At 74.5% G+C, this 15,081-nt stretch carries 13 protein-coding genes; 3 read left to right on the forward strand and 10 right to left on the reverse strand.

What is annotated here, in order from left to right; translation table 11 throughout:
• Positions 1 to 66 precede the first annotated feature (66 nt).
• Positions 67 to 342: a hypothetical protein gene (locus ACWH4W_RS27100; protein WP_473078446.1), complete on the reverse strand. Its 276-nt coding sequence runs from the start codon at positions 340 to 342 to the stop codon at positions 67 to 69.
• 204 nt (positions 343 to 546) lie between these two features.
• On the opposite strand from ACWH4W_RS27100, the gene ACWH4W_RS27105 reads away from it, so the two are divergent.
• Complete coding sequence (locus tag ACWH4W_RS27105) at positions 547 to 1,845, forward strand: serine/threonine-protein kinase (protein WP_473078447.1); 1,299 nt, start codon at positions 547 to 549, stop codon at positions 1,843 to 1,845.
• Between the two features lie 144 nt (positions 1,846 to 1,989).
• Here ACWH4W_RS27105 and ACWH4W_RS27110 read toward each other — a convergent pair whose 3' ends face one another.
• The 9 genes from ACWH4W_RS27110 to ACWH4W_RS27150 all read right to left on the reverse strand — a co-directional run bounded on the left by ACWH4W_RS27110 (position 1,990) and on the right by ACWH4W_RS27150 (position 14,159).
• Positions 1,990 to 2,808, reverse strand: a complete 819-nt coding sequence (locus ACWH4W_RS27110) for a TrmH family RNA methyltransferase (RefSeq protein ID WP_473078448.1) — start codon at positions 2,806 to 2,808, stop codon at positions 1,990 to 1,992.
• A 1-nt stretch (position 2,809) separates the two neighbouring features.
• On the reverse strand, positions 2,810 to 4,045 hold the full coding sequence (cobA, locus tag ACWH4W_RS27115; protein ID WP_473078449.1) for a uroporphyrinogen-III C-methyltransferase: 1,236 nt from the start codon (positions 4,043 to 4,045) through the stop codon (positions 2,810 to 2,812).
• 229 nt (positions 4,046 to 4,274) lie between these two features.
• A complete protein-coding gene (gene cobT / locus ACWH4W_RS27120; RefSeq protein ID WP_473078450.1) occupies positions 4,275 to 7,937 on the reverse strand; it encodes a nicotinate-nucleotide--dimethylbenzimidazole phosphoribosyltransferase in 3,663 nt (1,220 codons plus the stop codon).
• 369 nt (positions 7,938 to 8,306) lie between these two features.
• Positions 8,307 to 9,518, reverse strand: a complete 1,212-nt coding sequence (gene cbiE, locus ACWH4W_RS27125) for a precorrin-6y C5,15-methyltransferase (decarboxylating) subunit CbiE (RefSeq protein ID WP_473078451.1) — start codon at positions 9,516 to 9,518, stop codon at positions 8,307 to 8,309.
• A 127-nt stretch (positions 9,519 to 9,645) separates the two neighbouring features.
• A complete protein-coding gene (locus ACWH4W_RS27130) occupies positions 9,646 to 10,284 on the reverse strand; it encodes a GNAT family N-acetyltransferase (RefSeq protein WP_473078452.1) in 639 nt (212 codons plus the stop codon).
• Positions 10,285 to 10,445: 161 nt separating this feature from the next.
• Complete coding sequence (locus tag ACWH4W_RS27135; RefSeq protein WP_473078453.1) at positions 10,446 to 11,273, reverse strand: MetQ/NlpA family ABC transporter substrate-binding protein; 828 nt, start codon at positions 11,271 to 11,273, stop codon at positions 10,446 to 10,448.
• Between the two features lie 76 nt (positions 11,274 to 11,349).
• The gene (locus ACWH4W_RS27140) at positions 11,350 to 12,087 is read right to left on the reverse strand and encodes a methionine ABC transporter permease (protein WP_473078454.1); all 738 of its coding nucleotides are present in this window, start codon (positions 12,085 to 12,087) and stop codon (positions 11,350 to 11,352) included.
• Positions 12,084 to 13,178 carry a methionine ABC transporter ATP-binding protein gene (locus ACWH4W_RS27145; RefSeq protein WP_473078455.1) on the reverse strand — a complete coding sequence of 365 codons (1,095 nt, stop codon included), beginning with the start codon at positions 13,176 to 13,178 and terminating at the stop codon, positions 12,084 to 12,086. The genes ACWH4W_RS27140 and ACWH4W_RS27145 overlap by 4 nt, the downstream gene beginning before the upstream one ends.
• 330 nt (positions 13,179 to 13,508) lie before the next feature.
• Positions 13,509 to 14,159, reverse strand: coding sequence for an HAD family hydrolase (locus ACWH4W_RS27150; protein WP_473078456.1), 651 nt, complete (start codon positions 14,157 to 14,159; stop codon positions 13,509 to 13,511).
• Between the two features lie 93 nt (positions 14,160 to 14,252).
• On the opposite strand from ACWH4W_RS27150, the gene ACWH4W_RS27155 reads away from it, so the two are divergent.
• Complete coding sequence (locus tag ACWH4W_RS27155; protein WP_473078457.1) at positions 14,253 to 14,612, forward strand: hypothetical protein; 360 nt, start codon at positions 14,253 to 14,255, stop codon at positions 14,610 to 14,612.
• Between the two features lies 1 nt (position 14,613).
• On the forward strand, positions 14,614 to 15,042 hold the full coding sequence (locus ACWH4W_RS27160) for a hypothetical protein (RefSeq protein ID WP_473078458.1): 429 nt from the start codon (positions 14,614 to 14,616) through the stop codon (positions 15,040 to 15,042).
• Positions 15,043 to 15,081: the final 39 nt, after the last annotated feature.

Here is a 15,081-nt window from a genome sequence, read left to right on the forward strand (position 1 = left end):
GAATGGCGGGCCTCCGCGAGGATGAGCGGGCCGCCGCGCCGTACTCCCCTGGGTGGAGACGGCGCCCTACGCCTCGGGGACATCCCCGAGGGGACGGCCGCCGCGGCCGGCTCCCTCCGCGGTGTCCTGGCGGGGGACGGGCTGCTCCACCAGGGCGAGCACCCGGTTCGCCATGAAACGCGCGGTGCGCACCACAGCGCCGGTTCGGGTGACTTCACTCACTTCCACCACCCCTCGTCGCACCGCCGTCTCCACCCTGCGGCCCGCCCGCGAGGCCACCACCTCGTACGTACGCGTCGTGTCCCCCGCGTCCACGACGATCTCGACCCGGTCACCCTTCACGCGATCAATCCCCCTTCACCGTCGAGCGGTTGGGAACGGCCTGCCCCGTCCTCGCGGGAACCCGGCCCGCTCACGCGTTCCCTGACCACTCTTCAAGTCTCCCACCGGCCACTGACAATCCGTCGAACAGAGAGGGCGCGGCCTCTGCGCACCGACGGCTGTGGAAACGTAAGCTGTGGCACGTCACAGGACCGGGCAGCGGGGATGAACATGGCGATGATGCGCCTGAGGCGCGAGGACCCGCGCGTCGTCGGCTCTTTCAGGCTTCACCGACGGCTCGGCGCGGGCGGGATGGGCGTGGTCTATCTGGGCTCGGACAAGAAGGGGCAGCGGGTCGCGCTGAAGGTCATCCGCCCCGATCTCGCGGAGGACCAGGAGTTCCGCTCGCGGTTCGCCCGCGAGGTCTCGGCGGCCCGGCGCATCCGCGGCGGTTGCACGGCCCGGCTGGTCGCCGCCGACCTGGAGGCCGACCGTCCCTGGTTCGCCACCCAGTACGTGCCGGGGCCGTCGCTGCACGACAAGGTCGCCGACGAGGGTCCGCTGAGCGCCGCCGAGGTGGCGGCCGTGGGCGCGGCGCTCTCCGAGGGGCTGGTGGCGGTGCACGAGGCGGGCGTGGTGCACCGGGACCTCAAGCCGTCCAACATCCTGCTGTCCCCCAAGGGGCCGCGGATCATCGACTTCGGCATCGCCTGGGCCACGGGCGCGTCGACGCTCACGCACGTCGGCACGGCGGTCGGCTCGCCCGGTTTCCTCGCCCCCGAGCAGGTGCGCGGCGCGGCCGTCACTCCGGCGACGGACGTGTTCTCGCTGGGCGCCACGCTCGCGTACGCGTCGATGGGCGACTCGCCCTTCGGACACGGCAGTTCCGAGGTGATGCTGTACCGCGTCGTGCACGAGGAGGCCCAGCTGCAGGGTGTGCCGGACGCGCTGGCCCCGCTGGTGCGGGCCTGTCTGGCGAAGGACCCCGAAGAGCGGCCGAGCACGCTGCAGCTGTCGCTGCGGCTCAAGGAGATCGCCGCGCGGGAGGCGCAGGGCCTCGCCGACGTCCGGCCGCCCGCGCCGCGCGCCCCCGAGTCCGAGCGGGCGGGCGGGCGGCTCGCGGACACCTACCCCGAGCGGGACGCGCGCCGGCAGGGCGGGCGGACCACTCCCCCGCGCGGCGGCTCCGCGGCACGCGGCTCCGGGGCCCGGGGCGGCGGCCCGTCGTCCTCGCGGGGCGGCAGGCGCGTGCCTCCGTCCCGGAACGGGGGGTCCGGGCGGAACGGGGCGCCCCGTCAGGGCGCACCGGCCCGGCCGAAGCCGCGTACCGGCACGTCGTCCCGGGGCGCCACCCGGCCCGGCACCGGCACGGGCGGCCGCCGTCCGGCGCCCCGGCCGACCGGGTCCGGCCTGCGCCCGGCCAATCCGCGTCTGCTCAGGCAGCGGCTGTTCGTGTTCGTGGTGGTGACGCTGGTGGTGGCGTTCGGCATCGCGCTGGTGCAGGGGTGCCAGGGGTCCGCCTGAGCGGATGAGCGGGCCGCGGGTACGCGGCCGGCGGGACGCCCCGCGCGTCATGCGGGGCGGTGGCCGCCGAGCCGTCCAGCAGGTCGGAGCCGCTGACCCGACCGGCAGGCTCCGACCGCGGGCCCGGTCGAAGAGGCGGCCCCTTCACTCCTGCGGGCGGCCCGTCGTCACCGCGTAGAAGGCGACCGCGGCCGCCGCGCCCACGTTGAGGGAGTCCACGCCGTGGGACATCGGGATGCGGACCCATGCGTCGGCGGCCGACAGAGCGCGGGAGGACAGGCCGGTGCCCTCCGCGCCGAGCATCAGTGCCACCCGCTCCATCCGGTGCGGGGCCGCCTCGTCGAGGGAGCGGGCCCGCTCGTCGGGGGTGAGAGCGAGCACGGCGAAACCCGACTCCCGGACCGATGCCAGGTCCCCCGGCCAGGTCTCCAGGCGGGCGTACGGCACGGAGAAGACGGCGCCCATGGAGACCTTGACGCTGCGGCGGTACAGCGGGTCGGCGCAGTCCGGGGAGAGCAGGACCGCGTCCATGCCGAGGGCGGCGGCCGAGCGGAAGATCGCGCCGATGTTGGTGTGGTCGTTGACCGACTCCATGACGACGACGCGGCGGGCCGTGCGGAGCACCTCGGCGGCCTCGGGCAGGGGCCGGCGCTGCATGGAGGCGAGCGCGCCGCGGTGCACGTGGTAGCCGGTGACCTGCTCGGCGAGCGCGGGCTCCACGACGTACACCGGGGCGTCGGTGCGCTCGATGACGTCCTTCATGACGTCGACCCACTTCCGCGACAGCAGCATGGAACGCATGGCGTAACCGGCGTCCCCGGCGCGGCGGACGACCTTCTCGCCCTCGGCGATGAACAGGCCCTCGGCGGGCTCCCGGCGGCGGCGCAGTTCGACGTCCGTGAGGTCGGTGTAGTCGCGCAGGCGCGGGTCGGCGGGGTCGTCGACGGTGATGATCTCGCCCATGTCAGGCAGCCGTCCCGTCCGGGCCCACGGCCACGACGTCGCCGACGACGATGACCGCCGGCGGCTTCACGTCCTGGGCGACGGCGGTCTCGGCGACCGTGGCGAGGGTGGCGTCGACGCGGCGCTGGGCGGCGGTGGTGCCCTCCTGGACCAGGGCGACCGGGGTGTCCGGTGACCTGCCGTGCGCCACGAGGGTCTCGGCGATCCGCCCTATCTTGTCGACGCCCATGAGGATCACCAGGGTGCCGGTCAGCCTGGCCAGTGAGGGCCAGTCGACCAGGGAGCGCTCGTCGTCGGGGGCGACGTGCCCGCTGACCACGGTGAACTCGTGGGCGACCCCGCGGTGGGTCACGGGGATGCCGGCCGCGCCCGGCACGGAGATGGAGCTGGAGATCCCGGGGACGACGGTGCAGGGGATGCCGGCCTCGGTGAGGGCGTGCAGTTCCTCCATGCCGCGGCCGAAGACGTAGGGGTCGCCGCCCTTGAGGCGGACCACCGACTTGCCCTGCTTGGCGTGCTCGATCAGCGCGTCGTTGATGGCCTCCTGGGCCATGTACCGGCCGTACGGGATCTTCGCCGCGTCGATCACCTCGACGTGCGGGGGGAGTTCGGCGAGCAGGTCGCGCGGGCCGAGCCGGTCGGCGATGACCACGTCGGCCTCGGCGAGCAGACGGCGGCCGCGCACGGTGATGAGGTCCGGGTCGCCGGGGCCGCCGCCGACGAGGGCGACGCCCGCGGTGCGGGTGCGGTGGTGCGGGGCGACGAGGGTGCCGTCGCGCAGGCCCTCGACGACGGCGTCGCGGATGGCCGCGGTGTGCCGGGGGTCGCGTCCGCGCGCGTCGGTGGTGAGCACGGCGACGGTGACGCCCTCGCTGGAGCCGGTGGCGGGGGTCCACGCCGTCGCGGCGTCGGCGTCGTCGGAGCGGACGCACCAGACGCGGTGGCGCTCCGCCTCGGCGGAGGCGGCCGTGTTGGCGTCGGGGTCGCTGGTGGCGATCAGCGCGTACCAGGCGTCGGCGAGGTCGCCCTCGGCGTAGGGGCGGCGGTGCCAGGTGATCTCACCGGCGTCCGCCATCGCCTCCACGGAGGGGGTGGCCTCCGGCGACACCAGGTGGACGTCGGCGCCCGCCTTGATCAGGGCGGGGAGGCGCCGCTGGGCGACCTGGCCGCCGCCGAGGACGACGACCCGGCGTCCGGTGAGGCGGAGACCTACGGGGTAGGGCGGGTGTTCGGCCATCAGCTGGGGCTCCTCGGACGAGCGATGGGTCAGCGGGCACGCTGCGGCGTCGGAGCGGGCCTGACGTGGCATTTTATGCCCGTGGGCGGCGGGGGTGGGGTGGGTCCGGGGAGTGGGACGGGTCTCACCGAGGGCCTGCACCGGCCCTTGCCCCGCAGACCTGCGGGGCTGCCGGGGACGGCGTCCCCGCGCGCCCGGCGCCGACGGGGCGGGCGGGGACGTCCGGCCGTTACTTCTCGGTCACGCCCGCCGAGTCGAACGTGGCGACCTCGTGCATGGCCCGTGCCGTGCTCTGCACGAGCGGCAGCGCGAGCAGCGCGCCCGTGCCCTCGCCGAGGCGCAGGTCGAGGTCGACCAGCGGGCGGAGGCCCAGCTTGTTGAGCGCGGCCACGTGGCCGGGCTCCGCGCTGCGGTGGCCCGCGATGCAGGCCGCGAGGACCTCCGGCGCGATGGCGCGGGCGACCAGCGCGGCGGCGCCGGCGCTGACGCCGTCCAGGATCACCGGCGTCCGCAGCGACGCGCCGCCGAGCAGCAGGCCGACCATGGCCGCGTGTTCGAAACCGCCGACCGCGGCCAGCACGCCGAGGGGGTCGGACGGGTCCGGCTGGTGCAGCTCCAGGGCGCGGCGCACGACCTCGGTCTTGCGGGCGAGCGTCTCGTCGTTGATGCCGGTGCCCCGGCCGGTGACCTCGGCCGGGTCCGCGCCGGTGTAGACGGAGATGAGGGCCGCGGACGCCGTGGTGTTCGCGATGCCCATCTCACCGGTGAGCAGCGCCTTGTTGCCGGCCGCGACCAGGTCGCGGGCCGTCTCGATGCCCACCTCGACGGCCTGCTTGGCCTCCTCGCGGGTCATCGCGGGCCCGGTGGTCATGTCGGACGTGCCGGCGCGGATCTTGCGCGGCAGCAGTCCGGGCGTGGCCGGCAGGTCGGAGGAGACTCCCACGTCGATCACGCAGACCTCGGCGCCGACCTGTGCGGCGAAGGCGTTGCACACCGCCCCCCCGCCGAGGAAGTTGGCCACCATCTGGGCGGTGACCTCCTGCGGCCAGGGCGTGACGCCCTGGGCGTGCACCCCGTGGTCGCCGGCGAAGACCGCGACGGCCGCGGGCTCCGGGATCGGCGGCGGGCACTGCCGGGACAGTCCCGAGAGCTGGGCGGAGATGATCTCCAGCATGCCGAGCGCTCCGGCCGGCTTCGTCATGCGCTTCTGGCGCTCCCACGCCTCGCCGAGCGCCTTGGCGTCCAGCGGGCGGATCTGCGCGACGGTCTCGGCAAGCAGGTCGTGGGGGTCCTCTCCGGGCAGGGCGCGACGGCCGTACGTCTCCTCGTGCACCACCCAGGACAGGGGGCGGCGCTTGGACCAGCCGGCCTGCATCAGCTCGGGTTCGTCCGGGAACGCGTCGACGTAGCCGACGCACAGGTAGGCGACGACCTCCAGGTGCTCGGGCAGCTCCAGGGCGCGGACCATCTCGCGCTCGTCGAAGAAGCTGACCCAGCCGACGCCGAGGCCCTCGGCGCGGGCGGCGAGCCAGAGGTTCTCCACGGCGAGCGCGGAGGAGTACGGCGCCATCTGCGGCTGGGTGTGACGGCCGAGGGTGTGGCGGCCGCCGCGGGTGGGGTCGGCGGTGACGACGATGTTCACCGGGGTGTCGAGGATGGCCTCGATCTTCAGTTCCTTGAACTGCTTGGCCCGGCCCTTGGGGAGCGTCTTGGCGTAGGCCTCGCGCTGGCGCATCGCCAGTTCGTGCATCCGGCGCCGGGTCTCCTCGGAGCGGATGACGACGAAGTCCCAGGGCTGCGAGTGGCCGACGGAGGGCGCGGTGTGGGCGGCCTCCAGGACCCGGAGGAGCACCTCGTGCGGGATGGGGTCGCCGCGGAAGCCGTTGCGGATGTCCCGGCGCTCGCGCATGACCTTGAGCACGGCCTCGCGCTCGGCGTCGGCGTAGCCGGGGGCGGGCGGTCCGGCCGGCTCCGTCTCCGGCGCGGGCCCTGGTTCCGCTCCGGCGCCCCGGGTGTCCAGGTCGTCGGCGTTCTGCGTGACCTCGGCGTCGGCGACGGGCGCGGGCGGGACGACGACGGCGTCCGCCTGGGTGTCGGCGGCGGGCGCGGGGCTCTCCTCGGGCGCGGCTTCCGGTGCGGTGGCCTCGGCGGGCGCGGACCCGGTGGGTCCGCCCTCGGGGAGGGTCACGCCCTGCGGCGGGGTGGGAGCGAGGTGGGGCGCGGTGGGCACGGTGCCGTCCACGGGGACGAACCGGCCCAGCGGCTGGTCCGCCTCGGGCTCGAGCGGCAGGGTGCCGGGGAGCGGGGCCGCGTGCGCGGGCGTCTGCTGGGGGTCCGGCACGGCCTCGGGGGCGGGCGTGGGCTCCGGAGCCGCCTGGGGCTCGGGGGAAGCCGCGGCTCCCGGGACGGCCGATACGGGCTCGGGAGCCGCCGGGGCCTTCGAAGGGGCCGGTTCGGGGGCCACCGCGGCGGCCGGCTCCGCCGTCGGAGCCTCGGCCTCCGGTGCGGGGGCCCGGTCCGGGGCCGGGGAGGGCTCGGTCACCGGGGCCTCGGCGGCCGGCACGGCGGTGCCGGGGGCGTCCGCTGCCGGGGTCTCGCGCCTCTCCCCGGCCTGCGTCGCGGCGGCGTCGCGCACCGGCGCGGCCTCGGGCGCCTCCGGTGCCGGGACGGCCTCGGGCGCGGCGGTCTGCGCGACGGCCGCGGGGGCTTCCTGCGGTACGTCGGCGCCGGCCTGGGCGTCGGCGTCCGGCGTACCGGCGTTCTCGTCGGCGCCGTCCTGCGGCTCGGCCGGCTGCGGCACCGCGGCCTCGGCGGCATCCGCCTGGGCGGCGTCGTCCTGTCCGTCCGTCGCTCCGTCCGCCGCGACGGCCTCCGGGGCCTGGGCCTGCTCGGGCACGGCCACCGTCGCGCCGGTGTCCTGCGCCCCCTGGGCCACCGGGGCGCCGGCCTCCGGAGCCTGGGGCTCCTGGGCCACGGCCTCCTGCGGCACCTCCGCGCCCGCGGCTTCCGGCACGGGCGCGCCACCGTCCGCCGCCCCCGGGGCAGGCGCGTCCTGCGCCTCACCGGGGTCGGTCACGACAGCACCCGGCACCTCGGCGGCCTCGTCGGCTTCCGGCGTCACCGGCCCCTGCGCACCGGTCTGCGGGGGCACAGTCCCGTCCGCCTGCCGGGCGGCCTCCGGCGCTTCACCCGGAGCGGCGTCCACCGGCGCGGACACACCCGCGTCCCCGGGCGCGCCCGGCCCCGGCAGCGCCGGCGTGCCGTGCTCGCCGTACGCCGCCGTGGGCGTCTGCCCGCCCTCGGCGGCGACCGCCGTACCGACCGTCTGCGTGGTGACCCGGGCGACGGCCGCCTGAGCCGCGTCCACGGGCTGCGCGACCGGGGCCGCCGTGCCCTGGGCCACCCACGGCGCGGCCTGCGGTGCCGCGGCCTCGCGGGTGCGCGGGGCGTCGAGGTGCTCGGGGCCGGGCGTCGGCGGGCGGGCCGGCAGGTCGGCGGGGCCGCGGTCGGCGAGGGAGCGGACCGGGCTCGCGGACAGGTCGGGCAGCGGCGGGCCGAGGTGCAGCGGACGGCTCGGCGCGGCCGGGGCGGGCGCGGACGCCTGCTGCGGCGGCTCGGGCGGGCGGACACCGCCGAGGTCCACGGAACCGCTGTCGTGGCGGTCCGTCTCGTGCGGGCCCGGCTGGTGGACGGTCTCGACGACCGGCGCGGGCGCGGGCGGAGCGATCTCGTTGCCCCAGGCGCCCTGCGCACCGGGCAGCAGCAGGTCTTCGTCCTCGGCGGGACTGTCGGAGAGGTAGGCGTACGCGTCCGGCGCGGGGACGCCCGGCTGTTCCACCCTGCCTGCGTTCTCCGGCAGTCCCTCGCCCGGGACCTGGCCGGTGTCGGTCATGCGTACCCCTCGCCCATCGGTTAGTGCTCCTACGACCAGCTCACCCGGAACGGCGCACCGACCGCCCCACTCTGAAGAACGAGCGTGCGTCCCCAGCGGCACGAACGGCCCGCCCGAAAAGGCGACAAAGCCATTCACTGGCATTGTCGCGGGCGCACCGCCGTCGCGTCAGCATGATCGGCGACTGTTCCGCTGTGGACTGCGCCACGTTGCGCGTCCTCCGGTTCCCGCCGTACCACAACCCACCCCAGAACGGGCACGCTTTTTGGACATTGGCCGACGAAGCGCCGGGTGACCCGTGCGGTACAACGATCGGCCAGCCTACCGCGCGCAGTACGACAAACCGATCACGGGGGACGGCGAGGCGGCTCAGCGACCGCGCGCGGGCAGCACCCCGCTGAGCAGGAACGCCACGCTCCGCTCCTTCTCCGTCCAGGCCCGCGTGTCGAGTTCGACGGACTGCAGCAGGGCGCACTCGACCCGGTAGCCGTGCTCCGTCAGGTTCCGGCCGATCAGTTCGGCGGCGTCACGGGTGGCGGCGTGCGTGACGATGCGCTGCGGACGGCGGTCGGCCACCGCGGAGACCACGGCCGCTCCCCCGCCGCCGACCCGGACCACGTCCGGCTCGGGGAGGTTCTCCAGGACCTGCGGCGCGGTGCCGTGGACGATCTGCATCTGGACCCCGTGGCGGCGCGCGGCGGCGTCGGTGCGGGCGCAGGCGCGCCGGTCGCTGTCGACGGCGATGACGGCGGCCCCGGCCCGCGCGGCGTCGGTGGCGAACGCCCCGGAGCCGCAGCCGATGTCCCAGACGAGGTCGCCCAGGCCCGGTCCCAGGCGGGCGAGTTGGCCGGTGCGCAGGGGTTCGCGCTCGCCCTCGCCGAGGTCGCCGCCGTACTCCTCGGCGGGCAGGGTCCAGCCGCGCGGTCCGGCGGCGGGGCCGCGCCCGGCGAGCCAGCCCGCGGAGTCGCCGGCGGCCACCGGGCCGCCGATGACGATGACCACGTTGGGGTCGCGCCAGGTGTGGTCGGCCGCCTTGTCGGAGGTGACGACGGTGACCTGTTCGCGCTCGGTGCCGAGTTCCTCGCAGATGACGAAGGAGCGGTGGACGCCCTCCATCAGCAGGCCCAGTTCGGCGGGTCCGGCGCCGGGCGAGGTGAGAACCGCCACTTTGGTGTGGGCGCGGCACACGTTCACCGCGCGGCGCAGGGTGCGCGGGTGGGCGACCACCACCTCCGCGTCGTCCCAGGGCATGCCGGCCCGGGCGAAGGCGGCGGCGACCGAGGAGACGGCGGGCACGACCTCGACCTCCAGGCCGAACTCCGGCGCGCGCAGGGTGCGTACGACGCCGAAGAAGCCGGGGTCGCCGTCGGCGAGCACGACCGCGGTGCCGCGGTGCGCGGCGACGCGGCGGGCGGCGAGGGAGACGGAGCCGAGGCGGATGCGCTCGGCCGTGGCGGGCACCTCGGGGAGTGCCAGGTGGTGTGCGGCGCCGGCGACCAGGGTGGCGGCGCCCAGCGCGGAGCGTGCCGCGGCGGTCAGCGGCGAGCCGTCCCAGCCGATCACCGTGACCCGGTCGGCCATCGTCGTCAGTCTCCTGGGGTTCGCGCAGGTCGTCGTCGGCTGTTCCGCCCGGAGGCGGTCTGTCGAGATTACCCGGTGCGGTCACGGACCGCCGCGCCGGTGCGGCCCGGCGTGCGTCCCTCGGACGTCAGTTCCAGTCGGTGTAGCCGGTGAAGCCGCCGCTGTCGGCGAGTTGTCCGTCCGTGCCCTCGATGTCCTCGGGCAGCAGGCTCCACACGATGTAGTCGGTGCGCACCTCGCTCCAGCCGCCGTCCTCGGTGCGGACGCGGGCTATGCAGGCGTTGCGCAGCACGCCCTCGCTGATGCAGCCGATCTTCTGGGCGACCTGCTGGGCGGCGGTGTTGTCGGCGGCGGTGCGCATTTCGATGCGCTGGAGCTTCTGGTCGCCGAACAGCCACTGCGCGGTGGCGAGCGCGGCCTCGGAGGCGTAGCCCTCGCCGCGCGCCCAGGGGGCGACGATGTACGACAGCTCGGTGGACCGTACGTGCCAGTTGGTGCGGGTGAGCCGGATGAGGCCGACCAGGCGCTGGGTGAGGAACTCGGCGACGGCGAGGTCGAGGCCGTGTCCGGCGGCGCGTTCGGCGGGGGCGTACTCGGTGATCCAGGTGCGGGCGGTGTCCTCGGTGAACGGCTGCGGGGCGCCGGTCCAGGCGCCGACCTGCTCGTCGCTCATCATCGCGGCGAGGGCGGGGACGTCGTCCGCGTCGAGGGGACGCAGCACCAACCGCTCCGTGCTGAGGGAGATGTCGGGGAAGGTGCTCGTCATGCGCCGCTCCGTAACCTGAGAGACCGTCGGGTGCTGCTGAACTGCCCAGCATGCAGCATGAAAGCACCGGTACGCACCACGGGGTCCGCCCCCGTCGCCGGGCGGCGCGGAGTCGGACCCCGTGGCGGGTGCCGTGGTGGGCGTGAGGGTGTCGCGGCGGCTCAGAAGGAGGCGAGCACCGAGCCGGCGTACGTGTCCTCGATGAACTTCTTCACCTCGGGCGAGGTGAGGAGCTTCGCGAGCTTCTTCACGCGCGGGTCGTCCTCCTGGCCCTCCTTGACGGCGAGCAGGTTGCTGTTCGGGTTGTCCTTGGCCTCCTCGAGGACCAGGGCGTCCTCGGCGGGCTTCAGGTCGGCCTCGATGGCGTAGTTGCCGTTGACCACGGAGGCGTCGACGTCGTTCAGGACGCGCGGGGTCTGGGCGGCCTCGAGCTCCTTGAAGGTGAGCTTCTTGGGGTTCTCGGTGATGTCCGCGGGGGTGGCCGAGGTGCCGACGCCGTCCTTGAGGGTGATCAGGCCGTTGGCGGCGAGCAGTTGCAGCGCCCGGCCCTCGTTGACGGTGTCGTTCGGGATCGCGACGGTCGCACCGCTCTTCAGCTCGTCGGCCTCCTTCACCTTCTCCGAGTAGAGGCCGAGCGGCTCCAGGTGCACGTCGACGACCGACACGATGTGGGTGCCGTTCTTCTTGTTGAAGTCGTCGAGGTACGGCTGGGTCTGGAAGAAGTTGGCGCCGACCGAGCCGTCCTCCGTCGCGGTGTTCGGGGTGACGTAGTCGGTGAACTCCTTGACCTCGAGGTCGAGGCCGGCCTTCTCGGCGAGGTTGTCCTTGACGAAGGTCAGGATCTCGGCGTGCGGCACGGGGCTCGCGGCGACGATCAGCGGGCCGGAGGTGTCGGAGGCGGCGTCCTGGTCCGAGCCGCAGGCGGTGAGCCCGAAGGTGAGGGCTCCGGCGGCGAGGACAGCGGTGGTGATCTTGGCGGTGTTACGCACGAAAAGTGCCTTTCCTTGGGTGGTGCGACCCCGTCTCGGTGCACGGGGAGTCTGGGGGGCCGGAGGACCGGCCGGTTCAGGCGGCCTTGCCGGCCTCGGCCGTGGCGGGCTTCCCGTCCTTCAGCAGCCGCAGCTTCGGACCGGGGCCGGAGCGGGCGCCGCGGCGGTGCAGGGCGCGGGCCGCGAAGTCGCCGGCGAACTGGATGAGGGAGATGACCACGGCGAGGACCGCGACGGTGATCCACATCAGGCCGGTCTCGAAGCGCTGGTAGCCGTAGCGGACGGCGAGGTCGCCGAGCCCGCCGCCGCCGACCGTGCCGGCCATGGCGGAGTAGCCGATGAGCGCGATGACCGTGGTGGTCGTGGAGGCGATCAGCGAGGGCAGCGCCTCGGGGACGAGGACCTTGCGGACGATGGTCCAGGTGTTGCCGCCCATCGCCTGCACGGCCTCCACGAGCCCGTGGTCCACCTCGCGCACGGCGGTCTCGACGAGCCGCGCGAAGAAGGGGATGCCGCCGATGGCGAGCGGCACGATCGCGGCCTCGCTGCCGATGGTGGTGCCGGTGATCCAGCGGGTGAAGTTCATCAGGGCGACCATGAGGATGATGAACGGCAGCGAGCGGCCGATGTTCACGACCTGTCCGATGACCTTGTTCACCACGGTGTTCTGCAGCAGTCCGCCCTTGTCGGTGAGGACCAGCAGGATGCCGAGCGGGAGGCCGCCGACGACGGCGATCAGGGTGGACCAGCCGACCATGATCAGCGTCTCGGTACAGGCCTGCTCCAGCAGCGGCTGCATCTCGGACCAGGTCACTTGGCGCCCTCCTTCACCAGCACGGGCTCGTCGTGGCCGACGACGTCGATCTGCAGGCCCTGCTCGCGCAGGAAGCCGATGGGCACGACGTTGTCCTCGTAGCGGCCGGGCAGTTCGATGCGCATGCGGCCGACCTGGAGACCGCCGACGGTGTCGATGGCGGCGCCGAGGATCGATATGTCGATGTTGTAGGTGCGCGAGAGCTGGGAGATGACCGGCTGGGTCGCGCTCTCGCCCTGGAAGGTCACGTCGACGACGGTGCGGTCGGCGCCGCCCGCCTCGCCGCCGACGGGGAACAGCGCGGCGGCGAGTTCCGAGCCGGGGGTGGCCAGCAGGTCGGTGACCGTGCCGGACTCCACGATGCGGCCCCGCTCCATGAGGGCGGCCGAGTCGCAGATCGACTTCACGACGTCCATCTCGTGCGTGATGAGCAGGACGGTGAGGCCGAGCTGGCGGTTGAGGTCGCGCAGCAGCTGGAGGATCGAGCGGGTGGTCTCCGGGTCCAGGGCGCTGGTGGCCTCGTCGGAGAGCAGTACCTTGGGGTCGCCGGCGAGGGCGCGGGCGATGCCGACGCGCTGCTTCTGGCCGCCGGAGAGCTGGGCCGGGTAGGCCTTGGCCTTGTCGGCGAGACCGACCAGGTCGAGCAGCTCCAGCGCCTTGCGGGAACGTTCCTTCCCGGAGGTGCCGAGGATTTCCAGCGGAAGCTCGACGTTGTCCTGCACGGTGCGCGAGGACAGCAGGTTGAAGTGCTGGAAGACCATGCCGATGCGGCTGCGCGCCCGGCGGAGCTCCCGGCCGGCGCGGGGGCCGCGGCCGGCGAGCGCGGTGAGGTCCTGGCCGGCCACGGTCACGGTGCCCGAGGTGGGACGCTCCAGCAGGTTGACGCAGCGGATGAGGGAGGACTTGCCGGCGCCGGACTGGCCGATGACGCCGTAGACCTCGCCTTCGCGGACGTGCAGGTCGACGCCGTCCAGGGCGGTGACCTCGCGGCCGCGCGAGCGGTAGACCTTGGTGAGGCCCGAGGTGGTGATCACGTGGGTTTCCGTCACTGTCGAGTGCGCGGCGCTTCGTGGTCGCCGGGCACGTGGCATGCAGGGCAGGCGGCAGGGCGCACGGACTCGCGGGGCATGCGGAAGCCGTGGAGGAACGTGCGCGGGGCGTGGCTCGGTCGCGCGTGCGGGGCACGCGGGCGGACGCGAGCCGGCTCTCGCTTCGGGGCGCGAGGCTCAGGCGGTGCGGGGGCCCTCTAGAAGGCGCGCATTCGGAGGAGACACATACAACGAGCACCGGGCGTCATCGTCGCCTCGGTCGCAGGGATGCGGTCGCTCGTCGTGGTCATGCGGTCAGTAAAGCAGACGTTCACTCCTGAACGGACTCGGCCGTCCGCATAGTGGACAGTCGTGGACACCCGAGTCCGCACGTCAGGGCCGTACGGAGATCTCGATCCCGGCATCCGTGACCAGCGCGGACAGGGCCGACAGGTCGTCCACGACGAGATCGGCGGTCAGCTCGTCGGCCCGGTGGGTTGTGGCCAAGGCCACGGTCCGCATGCCCGCGGCGCGGCCGGCCTGGAGTCCGGCGGGGGCGTCCTCGAAGACGACGCAGTCGGCGGGGTCCACGCCGAGGGTGCGGGCGGCGAGCAGGTAGGGCTCGGGGTCGGGCTTGCCGCGGGTGACGTCGTCGGCGGCGATCAGCGTCTTGGGCAGGATGCCGGCGGCGCCGAGCCGGGCCTCGGCGAGCCGCCGGGTGGCGGAGGTGACCACGGCCCAGCGCTCGGGGGGCAGCCCGGCGAGGAACTCGCCGGTCCCGGGGAGCAGGCTGACCCCGCCGTCGGCCACGTCCGCCACCTCCAGGTCCTCGATCCGCGCGACGGCCCCCGGCACGGCCTCGGCGGGCAGCAGGTCGGCGGCTATCTCGGCGGCCGGCCGGCCGTGCAGCTCGATCCGCGCGAAGTCCTCGGCCGTCAGCCCGTGCTCCACGGCCCACCGCGTCCAGCAGCGGTTCACGGAGTCCAGGGAGGACACGAGGGTTCCGTCGTTGTCGAAGAGCAGGGCGCGCGCATGAATGGTCATGCCATCGACCCTACGGGGCCACGGCCGCGGACCGGGACGGCGCCCGCGGGGCCGACGTCGGGGCGGTTTCTCCGGCGTAATAGGCTCCCTGCCATGCTGGATGTCCTGACCGTGGTGACCGCTGTCGCCGCGCTGCTGCTCGCAGCCTGGTGCGGCTGGGCCGCCTACCGTGATCAGCCGACCAAGGACTGGCACTTCATCGGCATGGGCGTGGTCACGCTGCTGACGCTGGTGCAGCTGGTGGTCGGGATCGTGCAGCTGGCCGGGGGCGCGGAGCCGGAGCAGGGCACGACGACCTTCGTGGCGTACCTGCTGGGCTCGCTCGCCTGTGTCCCGGCGGCGGGCTTCCTGTCGCTGGGCGAGCGCACCCGCTGGGGATCGCTGACCGTCGCCGCGAGCGGTGTGGTGCTGACCGTGCTCGAGGTGCGGCTGTTCGACATCTGGGGAGGCTGAGGTGAACGCGACGCAGGAACGGCCGAACCGGACGCGGCTGGCCGGCGGGCCCGGACTGCTGCTGGTCTGGCTGTACGGGGTGATGGTGGTGGGCGCCGTGTCGCGCTCGGTCTACCAGATCGCCACCGAGTTCGACCGGGCCCCGCTCGCCTACACGCTGTCCGCGCTGGCCGGCCTGGTCTACGGCTTCATCACCTACACGCTGGTGCGCGGCGGGGAGAAGGCCCGCAAGGCGGCGCTGGTGTGCTGCGCCGCCGAACTCGTGGGCGTGCTGACCGTCGGCACCTGGACACTGGTGGACCCGTCCGCGTTCCCCGACGCGACCGTGTGGTCCGAGTACGGGATGGGCTACCTCTTCATCCCGGTGCTGCTGCCGCTGACCGCCGTGTACTGGCTGCGCCGGGCGCGCACCGACGAGCCCGCGGTCTGACGGGCGGCCCCCCCCTCGGGCGGCCGCCCCCGCCGTCAC

Source organism: Streptomyces sp. DSM 120436 (genome assembly GCF_055778765.1).

Coding starts and splice junctions, on each gene's coding strand:
- ACWH4W_RS27105 (WP_473078447.1), top strand. CDS start 547: ATGAACATGGCGATGATGCGCCTGAGGCGCGAGGACCCGCGCGTCGTC.
- ACWH4W_RS27110 (WP_473078448.1), bottom strand. CDS start 2,808: ATGGGCGAGATCATCACCGTCGACGACCCCGCCGACCCGCGCCTGCGC.
- cobA (WP_473078449.1), bottom strand. CDS start 4,045: ATGGCCGAACACCCGCCCTACCCCGTAGGTCTCCGCCTCACCGGACGC.
- cobT (WP_473078450.1), bottom strand. CDS start 7,937: ATGACCGACACCGGCCAGGTCCCGGGCGAGGGACTGCCGGAGAACGCA.
- cbiE (WP_473078451.1), bottom strand. CDS start 9,518: ATGGCCGACCGGGTCACGGTGATCGGCTGGGACGGCTCGCCGCTGACC.
- ACWH4W_RS27130 (WP_473078452.1), bottom strand. CDS start 10,284: ATGACGAGCACCTTCCCCGACATCTCCCTCAGCACGGAGCGGTTGGTG.
- ACWH4W_RS27145 (WP_473078455.1), bottom strand. CDS start 13,178: ATGCCACGTGCCCGGCGACCACGAAGCGCCGCGCACTCGACAGTGACG.
- ACWH4W_RS27150 (WP_473078456.1), bottom strand. CDS start 14,159: ATGACCATTCATGCGCGCGCCCTGCTCTTCGACAACGACGGAACCCTC.
- ACWH4W_RS27155 (WP_473078457.1), top strand. CDS start 14,253: ATGCTGGATGTCCTGACCGTGGTGACCGCTGTCGCCGCGCTGCTGCTC.